5 protein-coding genes and 1 pseudogene are annotated in these 3930 nt (G+C 63.2%); 3 read left to right on the top strand and 3 right to left on the bottom strand.

Annotated features, from left to right (window positions below):
* The 3 genes and pseudogenes from EN991_RS26600 to rnhA form a co-directional block, all read left to right on the top strand.
* A pseudogene (locus EN991_RS26600) lies at window positions 1–494 on the top strand (4-hydroxy-3-methylbut-2-enyl diphosphate reductase); the annotation flags it as partial.
* Window positions 495–499: 5 nt separating this feature from the next.
* Window positions 500–1462 (top strand): homoserine kinase, encoded by a 963-nt coding sequence (locus tag EN991_RS26605; RefSeq protein WP_024503619.1) that lies wholly within the window; start codon window positions 500–502, stop codon window positions 1460–1462.
* 4 nt (window positions 1463–1466) lie between these two features.
* The gene (gene rnhA / locus EN991_RS26610; protein WP_027164143.1) at window positions 1467–1985 is read left to right on the top strand and encodes a ribonuclease HI; all 519 of its coding nucleotides are present in this window, start codon (window positions 1467–1469) and stop codon (window positions 1983–1985) included.
* A gap of 133 nt (window positions 1986–2118) precedes the next feature.
* Here the strand turns inward: rnhA and EN991_RS26620 are convergent, their stop codons facing one another.
* The 3 genes from EN991_RS26620 to EN991_RS26630 form a co-directional block, all read right to left on the bottom strand.
* The gene (locus EN991_RS26620) at window positions 2119–2595 is read right to left on the bottom strand and encodes a DUF2938 domain-containing protein (RefSeq protein WP_013532768.1); all 477 of its coding nucleotides are present in this window, start codon (window positions 2593–2595) and stop codon (window positions 2119–2121) included.
* Window positions 2596–2667: 72 nt separating this feature from the next.
* On the bottom strand, window positions 2668–3150 hold the full coding sequence (locus EN991_RS26625) for a peroxiredoxin (protein ID WP_027164142.1): 483 nt from the start codon (window positions 3148–3150) through the stop codon (window positions 2668–2670).
* 85 nt (window positions 3151–3235) lie between these two features.
* On the bottom strand, window positions 3236–3930 hold a 695-nt coding region (locus EN991_RS26630; RefSeq protein ID WP_127369884.1), incomplete at its 5' end, for a protein-disulfide reductase DsbD domain-containing protein.

A 3930-nucleotide genomic window follows, 5' to 3' on the forward strand; every position in this document is an offset into this window, starting at 1 on the left:
TCGTCACCCAGACCACATTGTCGGTCGAGGACACCGCCGGCATCATCCGCGCCTTGCAGGATCGCTTTCCGGCGCTGCAGGCGCCAGCGGCGGAATCGATCTGCTATGCCACCACCAACCGCCAGGAAGCCGTCAAGGACACCGCGCCGGGCGCCGATCTCTACCTGATCGTCGGCGCGCCGAATTCATCCAATTCGCGACGACTTGTCGAAGTGGCGGAGCGTGCAGGCGCCACCATGTCGCTTCTCGTGCAGCGCGCCGCCGAGATTCCGTGGAATGACATCGGCAACATTTCGACGCTCGGCCTGTCGGCCGGCGCGTCGGCGCCCGAAATCATCGTCGACGAGATCATCGACGCGTTCCGGCAGCGCTTCGATGTCACGATCGATCTGGCCATCACGGCCACGGAAACGGAGGATTTTCCGGTCATGCGGGTACTGCGCGATGTCGAACTGACGCGGGCCGACATGGCCTTCGTCAATGGAGCCGCGTAAGGCACATGGCGGTCTACACTGACGTCGCGGAAGGCGAACTCGGCGCATTCCTGAAGCACTATCCGGTCGGCGATCTCCTGTCCTACAAGGGCATCGCCGAAGGCACCGAGAACTCGAACTTCCTGCTGCACACCTCGAGCGGCTCCTACATCCTGACGCTCTATGAGAAACGCGTCGAGAAGGCGGATCTGCCGTTTTTCCTCGGGCTGATGGGCCATCTCGCCTACAAGGGCGTGTCCTGCCCGCTGCCGGTGACCGCCCATGACGGCAGCGTCATCGGCACGCTCGCCGGCCGGCCGGCGGTCATCATCACCTTCCTGGAAGGGCTTTCGTTGCGGCGGCCCACAGCCACGCATTGTGCCGAGGTCGGCAAGGCGTTGGCGCAATTGCATCTGGCCGGCGCCGATTTTTCGATGACGCGTCCGAATGCCCTGGCCATCGACGGCTGGCGCAAGCTCTGGGACGCAGCGCGCGACCGCGCCGACGAGGTCGAGCCGGGCCTGGCGGCCGAGGTTGATGCCGACTTTGCCGATTTTGAGCGCAACTGGCCCAAAGACCTGCCGCAAGGCATCATTCATGCCGATCTTTTCCCGGACAACGTTTTCTTCCTCGGCGAAAAGCTCTCCGGCCTGATCGACTTCTATTTCGCCTGCGACGACCTCTATGCCTACGATGTCGCCACCTGCCTCAACGCCTGGTGCTTCGAGAAGGATTTTTCCTTCAACCTGACCAAGGGCAAGGCGCTGCTCGCCGGCTACCAGAGCGTCCGGCCCCTGAGCGACCAGGAAAAGGCTGCGCTGCCGATGCTGGCGCGCGGTTCGGCGTTGCGCTTCATGCTGACCCGGCTATACGACTGGCTGACCGTCCCCGATGGCGGGCTGGTGATGAAACGCGATCCGACCGAATACATCAGAAGGATGCGGTTCCACCGGGCGATCAAATCTCCTTCGGAATATGGATTGGCCTGATATCATGAGCAAACAGGTTGAGATCTTCACCGACGGCGCTTGTTCGGGCAATCCCGGCCCTGGCGGCTGGGGCGCGATCCTGCGCTTCAACGGCACCACCAAGGAGCTTTCCGGCGGTGAGGCCGAGACGACCAACAACCGGATGGAACTGTTGGCTGCTATCTCGGCGCTGAACGCGCTGAAGGAACCGTGCACGGTCGAGCTTCACACCGACAGCAAATACGTCATGGACGGCATTTCCAAGTGGATCCACGGCTGGAAGAAGAACGGCTGGAAGACCGCCGACAAGAAGCCTGTCAAGAACGGTGAACTCTGGCAGGCGCTCGACGAGGCCAACAAGCGCCACAAGGTCACCTGGAACTGGGTCAAGGGCCATGACGGCCATGTCGAGAACGAGCGCGCCGACGAACTCGCGCGCGAAGGCATGGCGCCGTTCAAGAAAGGCCCGTTCAAGCCTGCAGCAGCGCCAAAGCCTGCTGCGCCGGCAATCGCGAAGGTGCGGCGCTCGACCCAGAGCTATTGAATTTCAGGAGCGGCGCGGCTCGGGTACGAAGAAGCGGATCAGCCAGTGGGCGGCGGCAACTACTACGATATCGGCGCGCATTCCGTTGTCTACGGCTGGCAGCCGATCGACAGGCCGACACAGCCGTAAGCGCTTATCGTATCAGCAGCGCCGTGCCCCAAAGCCCAAGTGCGAACACCGTGTGCGACACCAGGTTCAGCGCCCGGATCCGCATCGGGTTGGGCCGCTTCGAGGCGGCCCAGCCGGCGCCCATGCCGGGTGCCAGCAGGAACCAGCCGGCGCCGACGGTGACAATGCCGAGGATGAAGGCCGGCAGAAATGTCGGCGCGGCAAGCCAGCCCGCTCCGGCCAGCACCACCAGGATGATGCCGTAGATGATGCCGACAAAATAGTGAAAGGCCCAACCCAGCGCCTTTTCATGCGCGTATGGTGCTGTATCGCCGATATCGTCGTGAAAGACCTTGTCACGGAGATGCCAGACCCAGCGGCCGACCGGCCCCCAGTTCGGCCGTGGCTGGCCGAACGCCTTGTGCAGGAAGATGGCCCAGAGATCCATCAGCACGGTGGCGCCGACGCCGATCGCGATAGCGCGCCAGAAGATGTCAAACATCGCTAGGATCCCCCCAAAGCAACCCATGAACCACAAGCGCCATCGCCGTTGCGGCCGAAGGCGCACTGAAGTTCAGAGCTGTCCCAGAATATGGGCCGCGCCGGACTCGTCGACACCGGGCTTGGTCTCGACATTGAGCGCGGTGACCTTGCCGTCGTCGACGATCATCGAAAATCGCTTCGAACGCAGCCCCATGCCGCTGGCGGAAAGGTCATTGTCGAGGCCCACTGCCTTGGCGAAATCGCCACTGCCGTCGGCCAGGAACAGGATCTTGCCCTCGCCGCCGGTGAAGCGCGCCCAGGCGCCCATGACATGGACGTCATTGACCGAAACGACGGCGATGGTGTCGACGCCGCGCGCCAGGATGGCGTCATGGTTCTCGAGATAGCCGGGCAAGTGGTTGTTGCTGCAGGTCGGCGTGAAGGCGCCGGGAACTCCAAACAGAACGACCTTTTTGCCCGGGAAGATCTCGGCCCCGGTGATCGGCTTGGCGCCGTCGTCGGTCATCGTCTTGAAGGTCACGTCAGGCAGCTTGTCGCCAACGGAAATGGTCATGGATTCCTCGCTTGGGAAAATGGGGAAGGACGTGTCTTTGCGTAGCGAACCCAACGGCTTCCTGCAACCGTTGCGATGGGCTGGATCAAGGGAAAGGCAGAACCCCTTCGACAGCGCCCGCCGCACTCGTCAGCGTATAGTGAAGCCCGCCATCGGTCGGCGTCGTCGAGGGGCGATCGAGGATCGGCACGGTGAAAATCAGCTTGCCGTCCTTTTCGCTGCGGGCCGGGGTGCCGAACATGTAGTCCCGCTCGCCGGCAACGAAGAAGTCCGCCGCCGCCGGATCGCCGGGAAAGCTCGCCTCGACAATCAGCGTCTCATGGTCGCCCGGCAGCACATTGATGCCGAAATCGGACCTCGCGGGCGCAGGCAGTGCCGTAAAACTCGCCTTCACCAGCGCCGCGTCCTCGGCATTGTCCGGATCGGAGGCGGGGTCGACGGTCAGCCGCGTCTGCACCGGAATGCAGATCGTTTCGCAGATGCCGAGAAAGATGTCGGCATCGATCACCGCCGGCTGGTTCGGCGTCGCCAGCGTGAATGTCACCGGCAGAGAGACCGGATAGTTGTAGCCCGCCCATTTGCCATAGCCGTCGTCATGGCGCTGCGGCGCCGGAAACGACAGAGCGGCGTCGGCGATGTTGGTGCTGGCCGAAATGTCGAGTTGCGGCGGCACGCCCGCGTCTCCCGGATCGCGCCAATATGTCTTCCAGCCGGGCTTGAGCGCTATGTCGAGAACGCCCTGTATGCGGCCGGCATCGTCGGCTTTGCCTGATGTAACCA

It is taken from the genome of Mesorhizobium sp. M7A.F.Ca.US.005.03.2.1, assembly GCF_003997795.1.
GTDB classification, from domain to species: Bacteria; Pseudomonadota; Alphaproteobacteria; order Rhizobiales; family Rhizobiaceae; genus Mesorhizobium; species Mesorhizobium ciceri.

Bases quoted from the DNA above. Each gene is read 5' to 3' on its own strand.
- EN991_RS26605 (WP_024503619.1), top strand. From the start codon at position 500: ATGGCGGTCTACACTGACGTCGCGGAAGGCGAACTCGGCGCATTCCTG.
- rnhA (WP_027164143.1), top strand. From the start codon at position 1,467: ATGAGCAAACAGGTTGAGATCTTCACCGACGGCGCTTGTTCGGGCAAT.
- EN991_RS26620 (WP_013532768.1), bottom strand. From the start codon at position 2,595: ATGTTTGACATCTTCTGGCGCGCTATCGCGATCGGCGTCGGCGCCACC.
- EN991_RS26625 (WP_027164142.1), bottom strand. From the start codon at position 3,150: ATGACCATTTCCGTTGGCGACAAGCTGCCTGACGTGACCTTCAAGACG.